At 74.1% G+C, this 21,388-nt stretch carries 16 protein-coding genes and 1 pseudogene; 4 read left to right on the forward strand and 13 right to left on the reverse strand.

The genetic code is table 11. The annotated features are described in order from the left end of the window. Positions 1 to 66 precede the first annotated feature (66 nt). The 7 genes from ACFYVJ_RS19100 to ACFYVJ_RS19130 all read right to left on the reverse strand — a co-directional run bounded on the left by ACFYVJ_RS19100 (position 67) and on the right by ACFYVJ_RS19130 (position 8,415). A complete protein-coding gene (locus tag ACFYVJ_RS19100; protein ID WP_388892815.1) occupies positions 67 to 663 on the reverse strand; it encodes a hypothetical protein in 597 nt (198 codons plus the stop codon). 77 nt (positions 664 to 740) lie between these two features. Continuing rightward, positions 741 to 2,048, reverse strand: a complete 1,308-nt coding sequence (locus ACFYVJ_RS19105; RefSeq protein WP_388892977.1) for an MFS transporter — start codon at positions 2,046 to 2,048, stop codon at positions 741 to 743. Between the two features lie 400 nt (positions 2,049 to 2,448). Continuing rightward, positions 2,449 to 3,792, reverse strand: a complete 1,344-nt coding sequence (gene lysA / locus ACFYVJ_RS19110) for a diaminopimelate decarboxylase (RefSeq protein WP_388892817.1) — start codon at positions 3,790 to 3,792, stop codon at positions 2,449 to 2,451. 10 nt (positions 3,793 to 3,802) lie between these two features. Continuing rightward, positions 3,803 to 4,180 carry an SAV_915 family protein gene (locus ACFYVJ_RS19115; RefSeq protein ID WP_388892819.1) on the reverse strand — a complete coding sequence of 126 codons (378 nt, stop codon included), beginning with the start codon at positions 4,178 to 4,180 and terminating at the stop codon, positions 3,803 to 3,805. Positions 4,181 to 4,383: 203 nt separating this feature from the next. Next, a complete protein-coding gene (locus ACFYVJ_RS19120) occupies positions 4,384 to 4,671 on the reverse strand; it encodes a hypothetical protein (protein WP_388892821.1) in 288 nt (95 codons plus the stop codon). Continuing rightward, positions 4,655 to 5,833: a cyclophane-forming radical SAM peptide maturase AmcB gene (amcB, locus tag ACFYVJ_RS19125; protein ID WP_388892823.1), complete on the reverse strand. Its 1,179-nt coding sequence runs from the start codon at positions 5,831 to 5,833 to the stop codon at positions 4,655 to 4,657. The genes ACFYVJ_RS19120 and amcB overlap by 17 nt, the downstream gene beginning before the upstream one ends. Next, a complete protein-coding gene (locus ACFYVJ_RS19130) occupies positions 5,830 to 8,415 on the reverse strand; it encodes an ATP-binding protein (RefSeq protein ID WP_388892825.1) in 2,586 nt (861 codons plus the stop codon). The genes amcB and ACFYVJ_RS19130 overlap by 4 nt, the downstream gene beginning before the upstream one ends. A 204-nt stretch (positions 8,416 to 8,619) precedes the next feature. On the opposite strand from ACFYVJ_RS19130, the gene ACFYVJ_RS19135 reads away from it, so the two are divergent. Next, complete coding sequence (locus tag ACFYVJ_RS19135) at positions 8,620 to 8,802, forward strand: hypothetical protein (RefSeq protein WP_388892827.1); 183 nt, start codon at positions 8,620 to 8,622, stop codon at positions 8,800 to 8,802. Positions 8,803 to 8,824: 22 nt separating this feature from the next. Here ACFYVJ_RS19135 and ACFYVJ_RS19140 read toward each other — a convergent pair whose 3' ends face one another. After that, positions 8,825 to 9,370, reverse strand: a complete 546-nt coding sequence (locus tag ACFYVJ_RS19140) for a hypothetical protein (protein WP_388892828.1) — start codon at positions 9,368 to 9,370, stop codon at positions 8,825 to 8,827. Positions 9,371 to 9,475: 105 nt separating this feature from the next. Beyond that, positions 9,476 to 12,037, reverse strand: coding sequence for a polysaccharide lyase family 8 super-sandwich domain-containing protein (locus ACFYVJ_RS19145; protein ID WP_388892829.1), 2,562 nt, complete (start codon positions 12,035 to 12,037; stop codon positions 9,476 to 9,478). A 306-nt stretch (positions 12,038 to 12,343) separates the two neighbouring features. Between ACFYVJ_RS19145 and ACFYVJ_RS19150 the strand changes: the two genes are divergently transcribed. The 3 genes from ACFYVJ_RS19150 to ACFYVJ_RS19160 all read left to right on the forward strand — a co-directional run bounded on the left by ACFYVJ_RS19150 (position 12,344) and on the right by ACFYVJ_RS19160 (position 16,634). After that, complete coding sequence (locus ACFYVJ_RS19150) at positions 12,344 to 12,949, forward strand: superoxide dismutase (RefSeq protein ID WP_388892830.1); 606 nt, start codon at positions 12,344 to 12,346, stop codon at positions 12,947 to 12,949. Positions 12,950 to 13,167: 218 nt separating this feature from the next. Further along, complete coding sequence (locus ACFYVJ_RS19155) at positions 13,168 to 14,448, forward strand: DNA methyltransferase (RefSeq protein WP_388892832.1); 1,281 nt, start codon at positions 13,168 to 13,170, stop codon at positions 14,446 to 14,448. Positions 14,449 to 14,597: 149 nt separating this feature from the next. Continuing rightward, a complete protein-coding gene (locus tag ACFYVJ_RS19160) occupies positions 14,598 to 16,634 on the forward strand; it encodes a S9 family peptidase (protein ID WP_388892834.1) in 2,037 nt (678 codons plus the stop codon). A gap of 85 nt (positions 16,635 to 16,719) precedes the next feature. Here the strand turns inward: ACFYVJ_RS19160 and ACFYVJ_RS19165 are convergent. The 4 genes and pseudogenes from ACFYVJ_RS19165 to ACFYVJ_RS19180 form a co-directional block, all read right to left on the reverse strand. Further along, positions 16,720 to 17,418: pseudogene (locus tag ACFYVJ_RS19165) on the reverse strand (SURF1 family protein); the annotation flags it as partial. Positions 17,419 to 17,518: 100 nt separating this feature from the next. Beyond that, entirely contained in the window at positions 17,519 to 18,931 is a 1,413-nt protein-coding gene (locus tag ACFYVJ_RS19170; protein WP_388892836.1) for a hypothetical protein, read from the reverse strand. A 116-nt stretch (positions 18,932 to 19,047) separates the two neighbouring features. Next, entirely contained in the window at positions 19,048 to 19,611 is a 564-nt protein-coding gene (locus ACFYVJ_RS19175) for a SigE family RNA polymerase sigma factor (RefSeq protein WP_388892838.1), read from the reverse strand. 320 nt (positions 19,612 to 19,931) lie between these two features. Continuing rightward, entirely contained in the window at positions 19,932 to 21,203 is a 1,272-nt protein-coding gene (locus ACFYVJ_RS19180; protein ID WP_388892840.1) for an aspartate kinase, read from the reverse strand. Positions 21,204 to 21,388: the final 185 nt, after the last annotated feature.

Below are 21,388 nucleotides of genomic sequence, written 5' to 3' on the forward strand. Positions count from 1 at the left end.
GTACGGGGCCGGGTGTTCGCGTACGTACGTGGGGGGTGCCGGGCGCGCGCGGGCGCGCGGGGGCCGTCACGTACGGCTGACGCAGACCAGGCGAAGGAGGGCGGCCCCGGGGCGGGGCGCGGAGAGGGCGGCCGGTGGCGCGGCGCGGGCCCCGCCGGCTTCCCGGAGCGCACCGGGTGCCGGGGCGGGGGCGGCCGGGGCGGGGTGGGCGGCGGAGCCGGCGGGATCGTCCCGTACGACGGCGTGCGGGAGGGCGGCCGACGGCTCGCAGCACGGCTCGCCGCAGTCGGCGTGGCTGGCGTGGTCGTCGAGGTGGTCCACGACGTGGCGGGCGAGGGCGCCGGCGGCGGCGCTCCGGGCGCGCCCGTCCGCACGGTTGCCCGACGCTCGGTCACCGGCCGTACGGTCCGCCCGCTCGCCGCCGTGGCGGGCCGCGTGCGCCCGCGTCACCTCCGCGTGCGCCCGCGTCACCTCCGCGTAGGCCACCGGCGCCAGCGCCACCGCGAGCGTGCTGCCCCGCAGGCTCTCGCCGCCCTCGTGATGCGGCGTACCGGCGTCCACGCACGCGAACACCGGGGCCAGCACGACGATCGCCAGCCCCGCGAGAAGTGCGATCACGGCGCGGCAGAGTCGCGGCAGCGAGGCGGCGTGAGTACCCGGCACGCGACTGAGCGTAGCCACTTCTGCCCCACCCGCACTTTATTCGCCTCTTTCAGGTGAAAAACAAGGAGACGGGTTGACTAGCTCTCGTGGCCGATCCGGGCCAGGGAGCGGTCGGTGAGGCTGAAGAGCAGGTTCAGCAGGGCCACGGCGGTCATCAGCCAGGCCAGGTCGTGCAACCCGGCTGTCGTGGCACCGGCCTTGAAGAACGCGGCGGTCGCGGCGGAGGAGAGCAGTGCGCCCAGGTACATGAACGTGCGCAGCAGCCCGGCCGAGGCGCCCATCCGGGCCGGCTCGGCCTGCGCGTACAACGCGTTCTGATTCGCCAGGCCGTTCAAACCCTGCGGAAGGCCGAATCCGGCGGCCAGCAGGACCAGCACCCATACCGGGCTGTCCGGGGTGAGCAGCAGCAGCGCGGCGCAGACGGCGACCTGGATCAGCGACCCGGCCGCGAGCTTGCCGCGCACCTGCGCGTGCCGCCCCGTCAGCGCGGTGACCCCGAGCGCCGCCACGGCGGTGGGCAACTGCAGCAGTCCCGCCTGGGAGGCGTCGATGCCGCGGCCCTCCTGGAGCCACTGGCTGTAGCCGTAGAGGAAGGCGTACGCCGTCGTGTACGCCAGCAACTGACGTGCGTACGTGGCCAGCAGCGGCACGTTGCCGCCGAGCACCCGCAGGTCTATGAACGGCTCGGCGACGCGCAGTTCGCGCCGTACGAACACCGTGCCCAGCACCGCCCCGAGCACCGGCAGATACCAGCGGACGGCCGCCGGGTCCATGAGGAACAGCATGGACGCGGTCAGCGACCCCGCGAACAGCACCATGCCGCGCACGTCTGTCCCCGCACGGGACGGCATGGCGCCACCTGTGGGCAGCCGCAGGCCGAGCAGCAGGCAGGCGGCGGCAAGCGGCACGTTGATGGCGAAGATCAGATGCCAGCCGCCCGCGCCGATCAGCAGCCCGCCGAGCGCGGGGCCGACGACCGCGATCACCTGGTTGGAGACCGAGAGGATCGCCAGGATGCCGGTCGGGCTCTTCGCGCCCGTGCGCTCGGTCTCGGTGCGCAGCACCGACATCGAGGCGGGGTACGCGGCGGAGGTGCCGAAGCCGAGCAGCACCCGGGAGACGACCAGCACCCACAGGTTGGGCGCGAGCACTCCCACCAGGCCGGCGAGGCCGACGAGCGCGGTGCCCCACAGGTAGAGCAGCCGCGGCCCGTACGCGTCGACGAGGCGGCCGATCACCGGCTGGCCGACGGCGGTGGCGAGGTAGAGGCCGGAGACCAGCCACGCGGTCTGCGAGGGCGGCTCGCCGAAGGCGCGGCCGATGGGGATGAGCGCGACCGCGAGCATGGAGGAGTTGATCGGGTTGAGGATCGAGCCGAGGACCATCGGCGGCACCAGCCGGCGGTCGAACCCGTCGGGCCCGCCGGCCGGCCGCCGCCCGCGCGGCCGGAGCGGGACGCGCGGCAGGCGCGGAAGTCGCAGCCGGGGCAGCCGGGGCGGCCGGGGTGTCACGGCCGGTCCGCGCGGCGGGACGGGCCCGCGGCGGTCACCGCCCGCAGCACGGCGGTCCCCGTTCGTCCCCGTTCGCTTCCCGGGCTCCCGCGGCGCCGTCCGGGGCCCGCGGAGTCGCTCATCCCGCCAGCGTAGGAACCCCGTCCGAGGCGGGCAACCACCGCGGCGGCAGCCGCCTGGGGCCGGACGGCCGGGCGGTGTCAGTGGCGGTTCCTACGATGGCCGGCATGAGCGTCGATGTTTCGGCAGCGCCCCGGAGTAGCGCCGGGAGCCCTCACAGGCCCACGTCGCGGCTGCGGTAGTCCTCCAGGGTCTCGCGGCGGACCAGGAGCCGGGCGTGCCCGTCCCGTACCGCCGCCACCGGCGGGCGGCCGACGAGGTTGTAGCCCGAGGCCAGCGAGACCTGGTACGCGCCGGAGACCGGGAGCGCGAGCAGGTCGCCGGGGTGGACGTCGGACGGGAGGGGGACGTTCTCCGCCAGGAGGTCGCCGGCCTCGCAGTGGCGCCCCGCGACCGTCACGCGGCGGGGCGGTGCGGTGGTGGCGCGGCCGACGAGGCGGGGTTCGTAGCGCCCCCCGTACAGCGGCACGCGCGGGTTGTCGCCCATCCCGCCGTCGACCGCCACGAACACCCGCCCCTCGGTGTGCTTCACGGACAGCACGCGGTACAGCGCCACCGCCGCGGGCCCGGCCACCGCGCGCCCCGGCTCGACCACCAGCCGCGGCACCGGCAGACCCGCACCCGCGCACCCCTCCGCCAGCTCCGTACGCACCCGCGCGGCCAGCGCCGCCGGGTCGAGCGCCGGCTCGCCCGGGCGGTACGCGACGGCGTGCCCGCCGCCGATGTCCAACTGCGGCAGCGTGATCCCGTGCTGGTCGCGTACGCGCGCCAGCAGCCCGACGAGCCGCCGCACGGCCGCCAGATACGGCTTGACCGTCGCGATCTGGGAGCCGATGTGGCAGTGCAGGCCGACGAGTTCGAGACCCGGCTGACCGAGGACCCGCCCGATGGCGTACGCCGCCGAGCCGTCCGTGACCGACAGGCCGAACTTCTGGTCCCCCGTGCCCGTGCGTATCGCGCTGTGGCCGCCCGCGGAGATCCCGGGCACCACCCGGACCATCACCCGCTGCCGCTCCCCCGGCGGCACCGCGACCGCGATCCGCGCGATCTCCGAGGCGCTGTCGATGACGATCCGGCCGACCCGCAGCCGCAGTGCGGTCCGCAGGTCGTGCGGGCTCTTGGCGTTGCCGTGCAGCACGATCCGCTCGGGCGGGAAGCCGGTGGTCACGGCCAGCTCCAGTTCGCCCGCGGAGCACACGTCGAGGCCGAGCCCCTCCTCCTGCACCCACCGGGCCATGGCGCGGCAGAGGAACGCCTTGGCGGCGTAGAGCACTTCACCGCCCGCGAAGGCCGCGGTGTAGCGGCGGCAGCGGGCGCGTACCTCCTGCTCGTCGAGTACGTAGACGGGGGTGCCGAAGCGGTCGGCGACCTCGGCGAGGGAGACCCCGCCGAGGGTGACGTCGCCGCCGGGCGCCTCGCGCGCGGAGGCGGGCCAGACGGCGAGCGAGGGCGAAGGAGAGGGCCCGATGACGCCCGGGTGCGGCGTGGCGACGGACATCGCGTATCCCTCAGCCGGCCAGGGCGTCGGCGGCGGGGACGAACGCGGATGCGGACGTGGGCGACGTCGACCGTGCCCGCGCCGGCGTCCGCGAAGGGGCCGGGGCGACCAGGCGCGGGTCCACCGTCAGCCGCGTGACGCCCAGCGGCGCCGCCAGCGCCCGCAGCGCGCCCGCGGACAGCCGGATCCCGGGCTGCCCGGCGCCCAGCGCCGCGGCGAGCTTCGCGCGGCTGGTGAAGGCGACCGCGGTGCGTTCGCCGAGCGGGGTGCGGAAGAAGCGGGTGGTGCAGCCGTACGGCACCGGGCATACGGGCACGTAGAGCACGGCCCGGGCGCCCGGGGCGGGTTCGGCGGGGTCGGGATCCTCGTCGGCACGGGGTTCGCTCATGGTGGCCCTCCTCGCGGGCACGTCGTTCCAGGTCGTGAACGTCATGGCCGCCTGTCGACACCATGGAGCCGTCCACGTCGTGAACGCTATGCCCGAGGCGCGCACCCCGACCGCGCCCTGATACGCGCTTGACGCGCCCCGCCCGCAAGCCTGATGCGCCCTTGACGACCGCGCCCGGCGCGCCTGTCACACCGCGGGCCCGGTCAGCCGGCGTCCCGCGTACCCCCGGTCCCGTCGGCCCGGTCGCCGGCCTCGGCCGCATCCGCCGCCTCGTCCGGGGCTTCGGGGTCTTCCTTCTCGTCCGTGGCCTCCGGTTGCTCGAAGGGGTCCCATCCCTCCCATTCGCGGGGATCGCTGGAGGCGCCGGGCCGCGGTTCGCGCCGCTCCCCTGCGGGAACCTCCCGCGCGAGCGCGGCCAGCGGGTCGCGTAGCCGCTCGATACGGTCCGCCAGGGGCCCGTTCCGGCCCGGGTCGTCATTGCCGTTCGGCATGGAGAAGCACTCCGTCCATCAACGCTTTCCTACTGTTGCGGCAGTACCTGGTCTCGGTGACGTCGAATCGACCGGTCTCGAAGTACTTGTTCGCGGGATTGCCCCCGCGGCAGTACGCGAAGTGGTCGCACACCGTCCGGCAGGCCGACACGCCGCGCATCGCCTCCGCGACCCACGGGACCCCGGCGGCGCGCGCCATCACCTCGTCCAGTTCCGACGTGCGCAGGCTGCCCACCGCGAACGGCCCGTACGCGGGCGACGAGAAGCCCGCCAGCTCGGGCCCGGCGGGGATCACGTCGCCGTTCCACATGACCAGCGGCACCGGCTGGTGCAGGCGGTCCCCGGCCTGTCCGCCGCGCCCCGCCAGTTGGTCCCCGACGTAGCGCAGCGCGTCGTCGACGTCTTGTATCCGCAGCCGCCCGTCGTGCTGGACACGGGCCGTGAGAGCCGCCCAGAACTCCACCACCCGCTCGTAGTCCGGCGTCCCCGACTCGCGCCACGTCCCCTTCTGTTCCACGACGTTGACTCCGAGCGACGTGCAGCCCAGCTCGGCGAACCAGTCGTACAGCGCGCCCGCCGCCGCGGCGGAGGGGTCGCGGACCACCGCGATGGCGGTGAAGGGGATGCCGTACGAGCGCAGGAGCCCGACGCCGCGCAGGGTGCGCCCGGTGGTGTCCCGCCCGGCGCGGTCGGGGCGGGCCCCGTTCCGGTCGGCCGGGCCGTCGAGGCTGACCGACACGTGGACGCGGCGACGGGCGAACAGCTCGCACCAGGAGCCGTCGACGAGCGTGGCGTTGGTCTGCACGCCGTGGCGTACGGGATGGCGGGTGCCGCCCGCGGGGAACGCGCCGAGCAGGTCCTCGAAGTGCCCGATCCCGGCCGCTAGGGGTTCGCCGCCGTGCCAGACGACGCGCACGGGGTGCCGGTCCGCCCAGGCGGTCACGCCGCGGGCCACGGCGCCGGCCACCTCCCGGGACATGCGGCGGGCGCGCGTGCGGTCGGGCAGGTAGCAGTACGAGCAGTCGAGGTTGCACAGGGTCGTGGGCTGGACGTAGAGCAGCGGGGACGTCGGTGCCAGGCGCGCGGGCGGTACGGCGGCAGCGCCGGTGCCTGCGGCGCCGTTCGCCGTGGCGGGGGCGTACGACCCCCCGGTGGCACTCATCCGGGCCCTCCCGGCCGCCGCGTACCGGAGAGGGCGCCGATCGCGGCCAGCCGCTCGTCGCAGAGCCCGAGGTGGTAGTCGGCCCCCAGCTCCGCGAAGACCGCCGCGGCGTGCTCGTACACCTCCGCGGCCTCCTCGTGCTCTCCGAGCCCCTCCAGGCTGAGACCGAGGTCGTGGCTGACTATCGCCTCGCGGTACCTCGCGCCGATCTCCCGCAGCACGGCGAGTACGGCGCGCTGTTCCGCCGCCGCGGCGGCGAACCGTCCCTGGTCCGCGAGGACGAGGGCCCCCTCGTTGCGGCACGTGGCCTCCCCTTCACGGTCGCCCAGGGCGGCGAAGGTAGCCCGTGCGCTCCGGTGCGCGCCGGCGGCCTCCTCCAGCCGGCCCGTCCCCCGCAGCACGCGGCCTATGTTGTTGGTCACCATCCCCCCGAGCGGCGGGTCGCCGAGGTCCGCCATCAGGCCGCGCGCCCGGTACAGGGCCGCGAGGGCCTCGTCGTACCGCTGCTGCTTCAGGAGCACGTGGCCCCGGCCGTTCTCCGCCCGGGCGAGAGCGGGCACGTCGCCCGCTTCCGCGGCGATGCGCGCCGCCTCGTCCTCGGCGGCGAGGGCCTCGTCGAAGAGCCGGGACAGGGTGAGGGCGCTCGAGAGGTTGTGCCAGCTCCGCCCGCGACTGGCGGCGTACCTGTCCGGCAGGCCGTCGTACGCCCGGAGCGCGGCGCGGCAGGCGGCGACGGCCTCATCCAGTTGCTGCGTCCAGCGCAGGGCGACGCCCAGGTTGTTCGCGCACTTGCCCTCGGCGACCCGGTCGCCGAGCCGGCGGGCGGCCTCCAGGGCGTGCTCGTACACGGTCACCGCGTCGTCGTAGCGGCGGCGCAGCGCGAAGTACTCGCCGAGGTTCAGCGCCAGGCGTACGGCCCCGCGCGCGTGGGCGGGCTCCGCGGCCCAGTGGGCGGCCGCCACCAGCGACCCGCGCTCGGCGTCGAGCCAGGCGAGAGCCGCCTCGCGGTCGGCGAAGCCGCCGGGGTCCGGGGCCCCGGCCGCGGCAGCGGGAGCGGGCACCGCCAGCAGGCGCCTTCTGGCCGCCGTCGCCCGGTCACCGTAGTGGGCGAGCAGCCGGGTCCTGGCCTCCTCGTGCCGCTCGTGCAGGCGCGGGTCGGCGCGGACTTCGGCCACGGCATAGGCGCGTACGAGGTCGTGCATGCGCCAGCGTCCGCGCGCGTCCCTCGGCTCCACCAGGTGGGCGCGGACCAGCGTGTCGACGCCGCGGACCGGGAGAGGCCCGCCGTAGCTCGCGGTCAGCGCGGTCACGGACACGTCCGCGCCGGGGTGGAGGGCGAGCAGCCGGAAGAGGTGGGCCTGCTCGTCGGTCAGCAGGCGGTACGACAGGTCGAAGGCGGCCCGCACGGCGCGTTCACCGTCGTCCAGGTAGCGCATGCGCGTCGCTATGTCCCGCAGCTCGTCGGCGAGTTCGGCGACGGGCTTGCCGGGGTCGGCGACCAGCAGGGCCGCGGCGATCTGCAGGGCGAGCGGGAGGTGCCCGCACCGCCGGCACAGCTCGCGCGCCGCGTCGGCCTCCCCTTCCAGCCGCCGGTCGCCCGGGTCGGCGGCGGTCAGCGCCTCGTGCAGCGCCGTCAGCGCGGCGGCCGGGGGGAGCATGCCCAGGCGCAGTTGGTGGGCGCCGAGTTGCGCGAGCACGTTCCTGGACGTGGTCAGGACGCGGTGCGCCGGGTTGCCCGGCAGGAGCGGCCGCACCTGGGAGGAGGTGGCCGCGTTGTCGGCCAGCAGCAGCACGGGGCCGCGGTCGGCGGCGACCCGTTCCAGTACGGACCGGTAGAGGCCCGCCCGCTCGTCCGCGGTCGGCGGGGTGTGCTCGGGCTCGACGCCGAAGGCGCGGAGGAGCACTTGGAGGGCGCCGTCCGCGGTCAGAGGGCTCTCGTCGGCGCCGTGCAGGTCGACGAAGTGCACCCCGCCCGGGAACCAGCCCGAATGTCGCGCCTCGTGCGCCGCGCGGAGGGCCAGGGAGGTCTTGCCCACCCCGCCGAGGCCGGAGATCGCCACCGGGGGCGCGGCCGGCGTGACACCGCGCGGCGGCGGACGTAACAGGTCGAGGAGTGCGGTCAGTTCGTTCGTACGGCCGACGAAGGAGGGGCCGGGAGCCGGCAGCGCCGAGAGGTCGGCGTGGGCACGGGGAGGTGACGGGGAGGGTTCGCCGGTCGGGTACGGGACGGGCGGGGGCGCCCCGTTGTCGGCGGCGGGACGGCCGCCGCGGTTGGCGTTCCGCTCCCGGCGGGCCTGTGTGAGGAGTTGGCCCCACCACGCCTCCGGTCGCGCCGGGTATCCGGTACGGCCGACGCGCCCGGCCTCGCTCTGCAGGAAGGCCGTCAGCACCAGGAAGTACCGCGTGTGGGCAGGACCCGGCACGCTGCCCGAGTTCAGCCAGCCGCTGAGCGTCGAGTCGGCGATCGTCGCGGGCGGGCGCTGCTCGCGGCCCAGGCGCACGAGCCGGTCCAGCGTCGGCCGGCCGGCGGCCTCGTACACCGCCGCCAGCTCCGCCCAGAACCGCTGCGCCTCCCCGGCCAACCGGAACTCCCCCCGTACTCAGGAACCTTCCGACGCTCTCCGGGTCACAAACCTCCCGGAAGCCGACACAAACCTACCGCCGACCGGCCCGGTGGCGGGCTCCCGAGGCGGCGCCGCCTTCGCCGGAAACCCCCCGGAAGCGCCCTCATGGGCCGGCGCCCGGCCGCAACAACGCGGCCGGCACCCCGCCCGGAAGGCAACGCCATGACCGACGCACCCACCCCGAACCGGCCCGCCGCCCCGCGCTCGGACGCGGCTCCGTCGACCACCGCCACCCGCACCCGCGCCCGCCGCTGCCGGGTCCTGCTCACCGCCGTGCGCTGCCTCGCCCTCGCCGCATGCGGCGGCGCCGCGGAAGCGCTCACCACGTGGCTGCTGCAGCGCTGACCGGCGCCGCCCCCGCCCCCGTTCAGGCCGGCGGTCGGCGGTGCGTCCAGAGGTCCAGCGGCGGCGTCGGCGGCACCGGGCGGAGGCTGCCCGTTCTGGTCCAGCCCCAGGTCTGGTACGCCGCGCCCGCCGCCGCGTTGTCCTGCGGCAGCAGCGCCACCGCGGGGGACGGCGCCCAGCGGGCCAGCAGGTGCTGCTGCAGCCGGGTGGCGATGTGCCGGCGGCGCTGGTCCGGCACCACCATCAGCTCCGCCACCACGAACGCCCGCGGCGACGAGGTGACTTCCGCCAGGGCCAGCGGCGGCCCCTCGGGGAGGTCCGGCCACCACACGCCCGAGCGGTCCGCCCGGAACCCGTACGCGCAGCCCACCGGGCGGTCGCCCCCGGCCAGCACCATCTCGAACCCCGGCCGCTGCACGTGGTCTTCGAGCCGGCGCAGGAAGCCCTCCCGCTCCGGCGCCGCCCCGCCGACCGCACCGTTGTACGAGGCGACGTAGACGTCCGCCACGGCCTCGCGCTGCGTGTCCGCCTGCCACCGGCTCAGGCCACGTAAGAACAACTCGGACACTCGTCCTCCCCCGGTCCGGCCGGCCGCACCGGCCCGAGCCCCTGTGACCACAGAGTAGACCCGCCGACCGTCGTGCACATGCCCCCGAACCGGACGACCTGCCGCCTACTTCTCCAGGCTCACCGTCAGGCTCCTGCCGTACGCGTGATGCGTGTCCACCACGAGCTTCGTCCCGCCGGCCACCCGGCTGACCCGGACCCCGTCGTCGCCCGCGGCTTTCCGCAGCGGCCGCCCGCGCAGCACCACGGTGACAGTGTCGCGGTCCATCGTCGGGTCCGCCACGGCCACCTCCACGCGCCCGTCGTCCCCGGTCCGTACGAGCACCGAGGCGGGCCCGTCGATGCTCAGCCCCGCGGTGTCGTGGCGTCCTGGGGTGAAGGCGTTGGCGGCGGTCATGCGGAGACCTGAGTGGCGGACCGCCTGGAGGCGCGGGGAGTTGGCGGTCACGACGAGGGGGCCGCGGCGGTACGCGTCCAACTGCGCGGCGGAGGCGTGCGGCACCAGCGCGTACGCCAGGCGCGCGAGCCCGTGCCGCGGCTCGTGGTCGACGGTGGCGCTGAACACGGTGCGCGTCACCGCCGTGTCCGGATTGCCGGTGCGCACGACGCGGCGGCTGCGCGTGACGTCCTCCAGCCCGACCCGTACCCGGGGCGCGTCCAGGAAGACGTACCCGACGGCCGTGCCCTCCGCGGCGTCCGCGTACCGCAGCCAGCTCAGTTCGGCCGTGCCGGGACCCTCCCAGGCGCGGCCGTCGCGGCGCGCGCCGGTGACGGTGACGGCGGCGGAGGGGTCCGCGGTGCGGGCGTCGACGGTCGTGGTCACCGTGCGCCCGGCGGGGTCGCCGACGCCGGCGGCGAGGACGACGATCTCGTCGTCGAGCATGAACCACGACTTGGTGGCGGTCGCGTTCCGGTAGACGACGAAGTCGCCGGGGAGGCGTTCGCGTTCGGCGTACGCGACGTCGTCGGACTGCACCATCGCGGACGTGCCGTACGCGCCGAGGACGGCGCCGCCCGAGTGGCGGTTGGTGCCGCGCGGGAAGTAGACGTAGGTGTTCTGCGACTCGGACGACGAGGTGAAGTTCAGCGGGTGGCCGGGGTTGTCGTACCAGAGCTTGCCGTCGTACAGCTCCGGTACGGTGCCGCGCCGCTCGACGGGCGCGGTGGCGCCGGCGAGGCCGTAGGGCGAGACGACCGTGTAGTAGTCGACGCCGTACGAGCGCGTCTGGTCCTGCCCGGAGAGGTACAGGTAGTACGCGCCGTCGCCCTGGAACCAGGGCATCAGGTTCTCGCCGCTCATGTACTCGTACTTGCTGATGCGGTCCGAGCTGCGCGCGAGCGCGAACGCGAAGCCCGGGCGGCGGTGGACGTGCTTGTCCATGGCGTTGTAAGCGACGCTGCGCGCGGCCGGGTTGAGGTCGGCGGGCGGGATGGCCGCGTCGCCGACGATGTCGGCGTAGCGCACGACGCTGACGGGGGAGACGAACCCCGCGGGGTCGAGGGCGGCGCGCGAGGTGGCGCGGATGTGCTTGACGTAGCTCTTGAGCGCGGCGGCCTCGGCTCCGGCCGCGTAGTCGGCGAGGTCGACGACGGCCTCGACGACGGCGGCGACGTCGGTGTAGCCGGAGGTCGTGCGGACGACGGCGCGGCCCTTGACTATCTCCATCATCCAGCCCTCGAAGATCAGCGGCGCGAAGCCGTCGCGCACCCAGCGCTGCACGACGGGCACGAGTGCGCCGGTGTTCGCGAAGCCGGTGCCGTCGAGGATCTTGAGCGTCTGGACGACGCGCGTGAGCAGCCCCTTCCCGTACGAGCCGGTGTACGCGACGGAGTGGTGCTGGATGAACGAGCCGTCGGCGTAGTAGCCGTCGGTGTTGCCGTGGCGGATGTCGTACGGGTCGATCGTGGCGAAGACGGTGAGCTGGTCTTCGAGCGCCTTGGCGATGCGCGCCTCGCCGCCGGTCTCCTGGGCGGCGGCGAGCAGGGCGCCCTGGATGATGCGGTTGGTGGTGATGTCGGCGAGGTTGGCGCCGGTGTGGAAGCGGGAGTCGAGATCGACGTCCCCGTCCTTGCCGTTGCGGAGGTACGCGTCCATGGAGGCGACGTACGTCGTGAGCAGCCCGGCGGGGACGGCGCCGGGGACATCGGCGAGGAGCGCGAACGTCTTGCCGACGTGGGTGGAGATCGCGATCTCCCAGTTGTGCCAGTTGCCGTAGTAACCCCGGGCCTGGTCGCCGTAGTAGCGCTCGTGCAGCCACACCAGCCCGTCGACGGCGCGGCGCTGGGCGGCGGTGTCGCCGTGCAGGTCGCCGCCGGGGGCGCGGGTGGCGAGGGCGATCTCGTAGAGCATGCGGTACGAGGTGGCGAGGTTGACGTCACTGGTGCCGAGGGGGACGCCGGCGAAGAGCTCGCCGGTGGCGGTGCCGGTGTCGGCCATCGCGGCGAGGTTGGCGCGGGCGGTGGCGTGGAGGGCGGCGACCTTGGCGGCCGCCTCGGGACGGGCGTTGATCTCGGGGGTGCCGGCGAAGACGGCGCGGGTGTTCGCGAGGAGGAGGGCGGGGTCCGCGGCTTCCGCGGTCCCGGCGGCGAAGCCCGTACGGGCCGGGAGGACGGCCAGCAGGCCGGCGGCGGGCAGGGTGGACAGCAGGCGTCTGCGGGTGAACTCCATGGGGTCCTCCCCCGGTGCGTTGGGGCACTGGCAGCCGGAGTCAAGCAGATGGGGGAGGCGCCGACAAGCGCTTGCGTGCCCCGTACCGGAAGATCGCGTCCGGAGATCGCACCGGGAAGAAGGGGCACGTGACGGGCGGGGCCCGGCGCACAGGTAGCCGGAGCGCACCGGCGGGAAGACGATCGCCTACCGCCGGACCCCGCCCGGCGGAACCAGCTTGATGCATGCAAGAAGTTGTTGCAAGTACTGTGCAATAAGCGCGTAGGGTGATCGGGGACGGATGTCCCACGAAAGGAGCAGCGCCTGATGAGCACGTACGCGCTACCGGATCTGCCCTACGACTACGCGGCATTGGAGCCGGCGATCACCGGGCAGATCCTCGAACTGCACCACGCCAAGCACCACGCGGCCTACGTCAAAGGCGCCAACGACACGCTGGAGCGGCTCGCCGAGGCGCGCGACAAGGAGCAGTTCGGCAACCTGGTCGGGCTGGAGAAGACCTACGCCTTCAACCTCTCCGGGCACGTACTGCACACGATCTTCTGGGAGAACCTCTCCCCGGACGGCGGAGACCGCCCCGACGGCGCCCTCGGCGACGCCATCGAGGAGCACCTGGGCGGCTTCGAGGCGTTCCGGAAGCAACTGAGCGCGGCCACCGCCTCGGTGCAGGGCTCGGGCTGGGGCGTGCTGGCGTGGGAGCCGCTGGGCAAGCGCCTGATCGTCGAACAGGTCTACGACCACCACGGCAACGTCGGCCAGGGCAGCACCCCGCTGCTGGTCTTCGACGCCTGGGAGCACGCGTACTACCTGCAGTACAAGAACGTCCGCCCCGACTACGTCCAGAAGTTGTGGGACCTCGTGAACTGGGACGACGTCTCGGCGCGGTATGCGAAGGCGACCGCCCGCGGCTGACAATCGGACTTTTTCGGCCGAGGTTTCACGGGAAACACTGCCAGAAGACGACCGGCCGCCCCCTCCTGTACGCGAGGGGGCGGCCGTCGCGTAAGGGGCGCGTCGCACGGTAGTGCGTTTTCGTTCCGTACGACCAGACTTGCCGGTTCCTGCCGGTGACGGGCCGCGGGCCACTACGATCCACGCTACCCCCCACCCCCATCGGCGAGAGCGAGAGCATGCGGTCGGACACGCGTCAGAACGCACACCTCACCTACCGCGCCAACGCGGGCGCCGGCCGCCACGGCTGGCTCCGGCTGACCCCCGCCTACTCGGTGAGCCTCGTGCGCCGCTACGCCGCCGAGATGCCGCCCGGCTCCGTCGTCACCGACCCCTTCTCCGGCACTGGCACCACGCCGCTCGCCGCCGCCGAGCACGGGCTGACGGGGCAGTCCCTGGACGTGAACCCCTTCCTGATCTGGCTGGGGAAGATGAAGACGGCCGCGTACGAGCCGGATCACCTGCGCGAGACCCGGCGGGCGCTCGCACCTCTGGTGCACCGCGCCGAGGAGTTATTGCCCGAGGCCGGCGAGCTGTGGCAGCCGGAGCTGCACAACATCGGGCGCTGGTGGGCGCGGAGCGCGCTGGACGCGCTGAAGGCGATACGCCGGGCGCTGGACGTCGCGGCGGGCGCGCTGCCGCCGGGCGGGCGGGACCTTCTGGACGTCGCGTTCTGCCGGACGCTGATCGCGTCGAGCAACGCGGCGTTCAACCACCAGAGCATGTCCTTCAAGGAAGAACACGCGGGCGGCGACAGCGCCCTCCAGGCACTCGACCCCGACGCCGCGCGGGCCGTGCTGGAGACGTTCCGCCGCGAGGCCGGCACCACCCTCGCGAACGCCGCGACCCCGCTGCCCGGCGCGGCGCGCGTCCTGTACGGCGACTCCCGCGACATGCAGCCCGCCGCCGGCCGGCTCACGCCCTGCGACCTGCTGCTGACCTCGCCGCCGTACGTGAACCGCATGTCGTACATCCGCGAGCTGCGGCCGTACATGTACTGGATGCGGCACCTGCGGCGGGCGGAGGACGCGGGCCGGCTGGACTGGCAGGCGATCGGCGGCACCTGGGGCGCGGCCACCTCGCGCGTACGGGCCTGGCGGCCGCCGGGCCCCGAAGCCGAGGGGGTGCCGGAGCCGGTCGCGGGCGAGCTGGCCAGGACGCAGGCGGCGATCCGCCGGGACGGCGGGCGGAACGGGCCGCTGCTGGCGAACTACGTCGGCAAGTACATGCACGACATGTGGGGGCACTTCCGTGCGGCGTACAAGAACGTGCGCGGCGGCGGGCGGGTGGTCTACGTGATCGGCAACTCGACCTTCTACGGGAACCAGGTGCCGGCGCAGGAGTGGTACGCGGCGCTGCTCCGCGAGGTGGGCTTCGCGGGGGTCGAGGTGGAGGTCATCCGCAAACGGAACAGCAACAAGGCGCTGTTCGAGTACGCGGTGTCGGGCGGGCGGGCGTAGGGCTCGCATCTGCCGGGACGGGCGGGTCCGGTCCGCGGGCGGCCGGCGCGGTGGTACGCGGCGGCGGGGGTTTATCCACAACTGGGGAGTAATCCACAGATTGGCGCTGCGGGCGCCGGCGGGCCGTGCCGAGGACGCAGAATGTCGGCATGAGCGAGATCGACGGGGGCAAGGCGGGACGTGCCGGTGACGACGCGAGCGTCGGCGGCGAGGGCTACGGAGACGGCGGGGTCGGCGGAAGCGGCGGGGGCCGGGGAAGAAGCGGGGACGGAGCGGGCGGCGAGGCAGACGCCGGCTCCGGCGGTGCCGCGGACGCGGCCCCGGCGTGGGAGCGGCGGTTCCGGGCGCCGCGGATCAGCCTGCCCGGGTGGGCGGAGGACGCGCCGGATCGCGCGCTGTACGTGTCGAACGTGACGGGCACCTTCGAGCTGTACGCCTGGGACCGCCGCACGGGCGGCGTCCGCCAGGTCACCGACCGGCCGAACGGCACGACGGACGGCGCGCTGACGCCGGACGGCGAGTGGGTGTGGTGGTTCTGCGACACCGACGGGGACGAGTTCGGGGTGTGGCGGCGGCAGCCCTTCGCGGGCGCCGCCCCGGGGCAGGACCGGGCGGCGGCGCCGGGTCTGCCCGCGGCGTACTCGGCGGGACTCGCGCTCGGGCGGGACGGCACGGCGGTGGTCGGCCGGTCCACGGAGGAGACGGGGACGACGATCCACCTCGTCCGGCCCGGGGGCGAGCCCAGCGAGATCTACCGGCACCGGGAGTCCGCCGGCGTCGGCGACCTCTCGCACGACGGCAGGCTGCTGGCCATCGAGCACACCGAGCACGGCGACGCGATGCACGCCGCCCTGCGGGTGCTGCGCCTCGGCGGCGCCCCCGGCGGCGACCCGCTGGTCGCCGACCTGGACGACACCAAGGGCGGCCGGGAGGAGCTGGGCCTGGAGGTGCTGGGCTTCGCCCCGGTGGCAGGCGACGCGCGGCTGCTCGTCGGGCACCAGCGGCGGGGCCGCTGGGAGCCGATGATCTGGGACCCGGTCACGGGCCAGAGCCGGGAGCTGGAGCTCGACCTGCCGGGGGACGTGTCGGCCGAGTGGTATCCGGACGGCAGCGCGCTGCTCGTCCTGCATACGTACCAGGCACGCAGCGAGCTGTGGCGGTACGGGCTGGAGGGCGCCGACTCCGGCGCCATGACCCGGATCGAGACGCCGCCGGGGACGATCTCGGGGGCGACGGCGCGGCCGGACGGCACGGTGGAGTTCCACTGGTCGTCGGGCGCGGAGCCGCCGCAGGTGCGGTCCGCGCAGGGTGCCGTGGTGCTGCAGCCGCCGGGCCCGGCGGCGCCGCGCTCGGTGCCGGTGGAGGACGCCTGGGTCGACGGGCCGGGCGGGCGGATCCACGCGCTGGTGCAGCGGCCGCCGGGCGAGGGCCCGTTCCCCTGCCTGTTCGACGTGCACGGCGGCCCCACGTGGCAGGACAGCGACGCCTTCGCGGCCGGCCCGGCGGCCTGGGTCGATCACGGCTTCGCCGTCGTCCGCGTCAACTACCGCGGCTCCACCGGCTACGGCCGGGAGTGGACCGACGCCCTCAAGCACCGGGTGGGCCTCATCGAGCTGGAGGACATCGCGGCGGTGCGGGAGTGGGCCGTCGCCTCCGGCTTCGCGGACCCCGAACGGCTGGTCGTCGGCGGCGGCTCGTGGGGCGGTTATCTGGTGCTGCTCGCCCTCGGCACGCAGCCGGACGTCTGGGCGCTGGGCCTGTCGGCGGTGCCCGTCGCGGACTACGTCGCGGCGTACGAGGACGAGATGGAGGCCCTGAAGGCGATGGACCGCACGCTGATGGGCGGCTCGCCGGAGGACGTCCCCGAGCGCTACGCCGCGTCGTCACCCCTGACGTACGTGGACGAGGTGCGGGCGCCGGTCTTCGTCTCCGCGGGGGTCAACGATCCGCGGTGCCCGATCCGGCAGGTGGAGAACTACGTCGGGCGGCTGGCGGAGCGCGGGCACCCGCACGAGGTGTACCGGTACGACGCGGGGCACGGCTCGCTGGTCGTGGACGAGCGGATCAAGCAGTTGGGGCTGGAGCTCGACTTCGTTCGCCGTCATCTGCTTCCGGACCTGGCTCCGCGGCCGCAGCAGCCGGATCCGGAGCCGCGGGACCGCCCTCGTCAGGATCGGGGGAGGTGAGGCCGAGGGCCGTGTCGCGCGCGACCTCCGCCTCGCGGCGGAAGAGCCGGTACCACATGAAGATCACGAAGCCGGCGAAGACGAACCACTGGGCCGTGTAGCCGAGGTTCTGGAACGCCTTGAGGTCGAGCCCGCTGCCCTGAGGTACCTCGGCGGGGACGGGCTGCATCCCGCCGTCGGCCTCGAAGAGGGTGATCCAGGCCGTGGAGACCTGCTCGTCCACGACGTTGACCAGCGCCGCGGCGCTGATCATGCCGACCTGGCCGCGGGGCAGCCCGCCTTCGGTGTGCACGCCGGGGGAGCCCTGGTGCTCGGACGCCTGGAGGGCGCCGGTGACGGTGACCTCGCCGGCGGGCGGCTCGGGGGCCCTGGCCGGGTCGGCCTCCCCGGGCAGCCAGCCCCGCAGGACGGGAACGGAGGTGGTACGGGCCCCGGCGTCGCCGTCGTCGCCCACGGGGGCGTCGGTGCGCAGGAGGGTCAGGACGTAGAAGCCGGTCTCGCCGTCGAGGGTGCGGTCGGGGACGAGGAGCTGGGGGCCGTAGCGCCCGGTGACGGTGGCGGCGTCGCCCGTGGTCTCCTGGGTCACGGGCAGCAGCTCGGCCATCGGCCGGCCGTCGATGCCGTCGGCGGCGCGGTCCTGCTGCTCCTGCTGTTCATGGTGGGTGTCCACGCGCGTCTCGAAGCGGCTCATCTGCCAGCTACCCATGACCAGGCAGACCGGGATGGCGAGTGCGGCGAGGACGTTGACGACCCACCACCGGGGCGTCAGCAGGAACCGGTACACGCCTCCACGGTACGGCCTCCCCCGCGGCCGTCCCGCCCAGGGGGCGGGATCGGGGCGGTCTGTCGGGGCGGTGTATCGGGTCGGTCTATCGGGGCCGGGGTCAGGCGCCCGGGAGCGGCTCGGTGTAGTAGACGGTGCCGGCGCAGGCGTTCTGGACCGTGATGCTGGCCACGGCGGAGGAGTCGGCCTCCGGCGAGTGGGTCAGGGTGACGGAGCCGTCCGTCGTGCCGTCGCCTTCGCCCGGCTCACCGGTGCCGCCGGTGTCGCCGCCGGTCTCGGTGCCCTGGTCCGTCTCGGACTGCGTCTCGTCCGGCGACGACTGGGTGTCGTCGGTGGGGTCCGGGGTCGGCGTGGTGGCGGTGGTGGTACAGCCGCCGTCGGTGCTGGTCTCCGGCACCCAGGCGAACTCCACCACGTACGACTCGTTGGGCGCGAGCACCAGCGCGCCGGTCGCCTCCGGCGGCGGCAGCAGGTCCGTGGCCGCGTCGCCGGCGGTGTGCGTGCGGGTGTCGACCGCGCTCGCGTTCGCCGCGCCGAAGGTACCGCCCACCCGCACGCCCTCCGACGACTCGACCACGCAGGCGGTGGTGGAGACGTTGGTGACGGTGAAGGACCCGGTGACCCGGCCCGCCTCGTCGGGCGTGCCGCTCGCCGCGACCGGCTCGCTGATCTGCGTCGGCGCGCACGGCTCCGCGGCGGCCGTGCCGCCCTCGGAGCCGCCGGTCGGCGCGGCGGTGTTCTCGTCGTGCCCGGGGCTCTCGGTCTTCTCTTCCTTCTCGCTCGGCTCCTCGCTGCCGGCGGTGGCGTCCGTGTCGTTGCCCTCGACGGCGCCGCCCCCGCCCTGCTGCCCGGCGCCGGGCAACTGGCTGTTGGCGACGCCCTGGCGCGGGTTCTTCTCGCTGGTCGAGCCGGCGACGTTCATCAGCGTCGGCACCGAGACCGCCAGCGCGACCACCGCGACCGCGGCGACGGTGACCAACTGGCGGCGGCGCGTACGCCGCGCGGGCACCGCCCGCTGGAGGTACTGCAGCGTGCCGGGCGCCGGCTCCAGGCCGTCGACGGCGGAGTGCAAGAGCAGCCGCAGCTCGTCCTCGCCGCCCGCGTCGTCGCCGTCACCGTCGCCGTAGCCACCGGGCCACCGCGGGATCCCGGCACCGCCGGGACCGCCCGCACCACCCGAGCCGACCGCACTACCCGCACCGTCCGAGCCGCCCCGCTCCCGGCGGTCGTCCGGAGACGCGGGGCCGTCCAGCCCCTCCGTACCACGGGACGCGGCAGCACCACCGGAGCCGGCAGCACCGCCCGGCTCGTCCGGGCCCGCGCCGGCCCCCTTCGACTCACCCGCCGCGCCCTGCACCTTCGCCCCGTCATCCGGCCCCGCGGCCTCAGCCGCCGCCACAGCCCCCGAAGACTCGGAAGCCTCCGGCAGCGAAGCCTCCGGCGCCGCCGCCGTCACCTCGTCCGAACCCGCCGGCACGTCCGGCGCCTCCGGCAGCTCCGCCGTCTCCGCCACATCCACTGCCCCACGTCCGCTTCCAGACCCGGTCCCGGCCGGACCGCCGGACCCCGACCCGCCGGATCCCTCGGCGCCCCGCTCCCACGGCGGCCCCGATCCGTAGAAACGCTCGCTCATGCCGGCGCTCCCATGGCTGTTCGCAGTGCGGCGATGCCCCGGGAGCCGTACGCCTTGACGGAGCCGAGCGAGATGCCCAGCGCCTCGGCCACCTGAGCCTCGGTCATGTCCGCGAAGTAACGCAGCACGAGCACCTCGCGCTGCCGGCGCTGCAGCCCGCGCATCGCCTGGATCAATTGGTCGCGCTCCAACTGTTCGTACGCACCCTCTTCCGCGCTGGCCATGTCGGGCATGGGCTTGGAGAGCAGCTTCAGCCCGGTGATGCGCCGACGGAGCGCGGAACGTGACAGGTTGACGACCGTCTGCCGCAGATAGGCGAGGGTCTTGTCCGGGTCCTTGACCCGCTTGCGCGCCGAGTGCACGCGGATGAATGCCTCCTGCACCACGTCCTCGCAGGAGGCGAGGTCGTCGAGCAGCAGCGCGGCGAGACCGAGCAGCGACCGGTAGTGGGTCTGGTACGTCTCGGTGAGGTGGTCGACGCTGGTGCCCTCCGCCATGGCGTCGTCAGCGTCCGCCGCGGACTTCTTCTCGGCAGGCCGCGCCGGCCACGGCGCGATCACCGGCAGTCCCCGGGACGCCGCGGAAGAACCGGGGCGCAGCGCGGGGCCGGCCGGAAGGGTCGCAATGCTGAGTGCCTCTGCCACGCCTGTTTGACACACCGACCCCCGTCAAGGTTGTACGCGCACGGCGGCAACGCCGGTCGTGTTACCGCGCGTACTGCCATGCCCACTCCCTCGCTACCCGTGCGGCCGGCCAATGCGGGCAGGGACAGAGACGTCTCTCGGCGCCGCCGCGGTTGCAGACGGCGCGAACCGAAATCGTCGGATGGCAAGGGCGTTCGGCGCAAGCGGTATGGACCAACGGATCGATGACGACTGGCTCAACGACCGGTGCCGCCGTAGACGACCGCCTCGTCGCTCTCGCTGTCGAGACCGAACGCCGTGTGCACGGCCCGTACCGCGTCCTTGACGACGTCCTCGCGGGTCACCACCGAGATCCGGATCTCCGAGGTGGAGATCAGCTCGATGTTGACGCCGGCGTTGGACAGCGCCTCGAAGAACGTGGCCGTGACACCGGGGTGCGAGCGCATGCCCGCGCCGACGAGGGAGATCTTGCCGACCTGGTCGTCGTAGCGCAGCGACTCGAAGCCGATCGACGGCTGCGCCTTGGTCAGCAGCTCCATCGCGCGGTGCCCGTCGGTCTTGGGCAGGGTGAAGGAGATGTCGGTCAGGCCGGTGGCGGCGGCCGAGACGTTCTGCACCACCATGTCGATGTTGATCTCGGCGTCCGCAATCGCCCGGAAGATGGCGGCGGCCTCGCCCGGCTTGTCCGGGACCCCGACCACCGTGATCTTCGCCTCGGAGACGTCGTGCGCGACTCCGGAGATGATCGCGTGCTCCATGCCTTCTGCTCCCTCGGAGATATTGCCTACCCAGGTGCCCGCATGCCCCGAGAACGAGGAGCGGACATGAATGGGCATGTTGTACCGGCGGGCGTACTCGACGCAGCGGTGCAGCAGGACCTTCGACCCGCTGGTGGCCAGTTCGAGCATGTCCTCGTACGGGATCCGGTCGATCTTACGGGCCTTCTTCACCACCCGCGGATCGGCGGTGAACACGCCGTCCACGTCGGTGTAGATCTCGCAGACCTCCGCCTCGAGCGCCACCGCGAGCGCCACCGCCGTGGTGTCCGAGCCGCCGCGGCCGAGCGTCGTGATGTCCTTGCTGTCCTGCGAAACACCCTGGAACCCGGCGACGATCGCGATGGCGCCCTTGTCCACCGCCTCCTGGATCCGGCCGGGCGTGACGTCGATGATCCGCGCCTTGTTGTGCACGGCGTCGGTGATCACACCCGCCTGGCTGCCGGTGAACGACAGCGCCTCGTGGCCGAGCTTCTTGATCGCCATCGCCAGCAGGGCCATGGAGATCCGCTCGCCCGAGGTGAGCAGCATGTCGAGCTCGCGGCCGGTCGGGATCGGCGAGACCTGCTCGGCGAGATCGATCAGCTCGTCCGTCGTGTCGCCCATCGCGGACACCACGACGACGACCTGGTGGCCGGCCTTCTTGGTCTCGACGATCCGCTTGGCGACGCGCTTGATGCCCTCGGCGTCGGCGACGGAAGAGCCGCCGTACTTCTGCACGACAAGGCCCACGTGCGCTCCTCGCAATGGTGTTTCGGTCGGCTCAGTCTACCGAGCCGGCGGGTACGCACAGGGCGGGCCGACTCGGAGACGTACCTGCCCGGGAGCACCGCGGGCACACGGAAACGTAAGGCAGCTCACATCCGGAGCCCAAAAATCCGGGCGCGCGAGCGGCGCGCGAACTCGGGGCGGGAGAT

This window comes from Streptomyces sp. NPDC004134, from assembly GCF_042874195.1.
GTDB lineage: Bacteria > Actinomycetota > Actinomycetes > Streptomycetales > Streptomycetaceae > Streptomyces.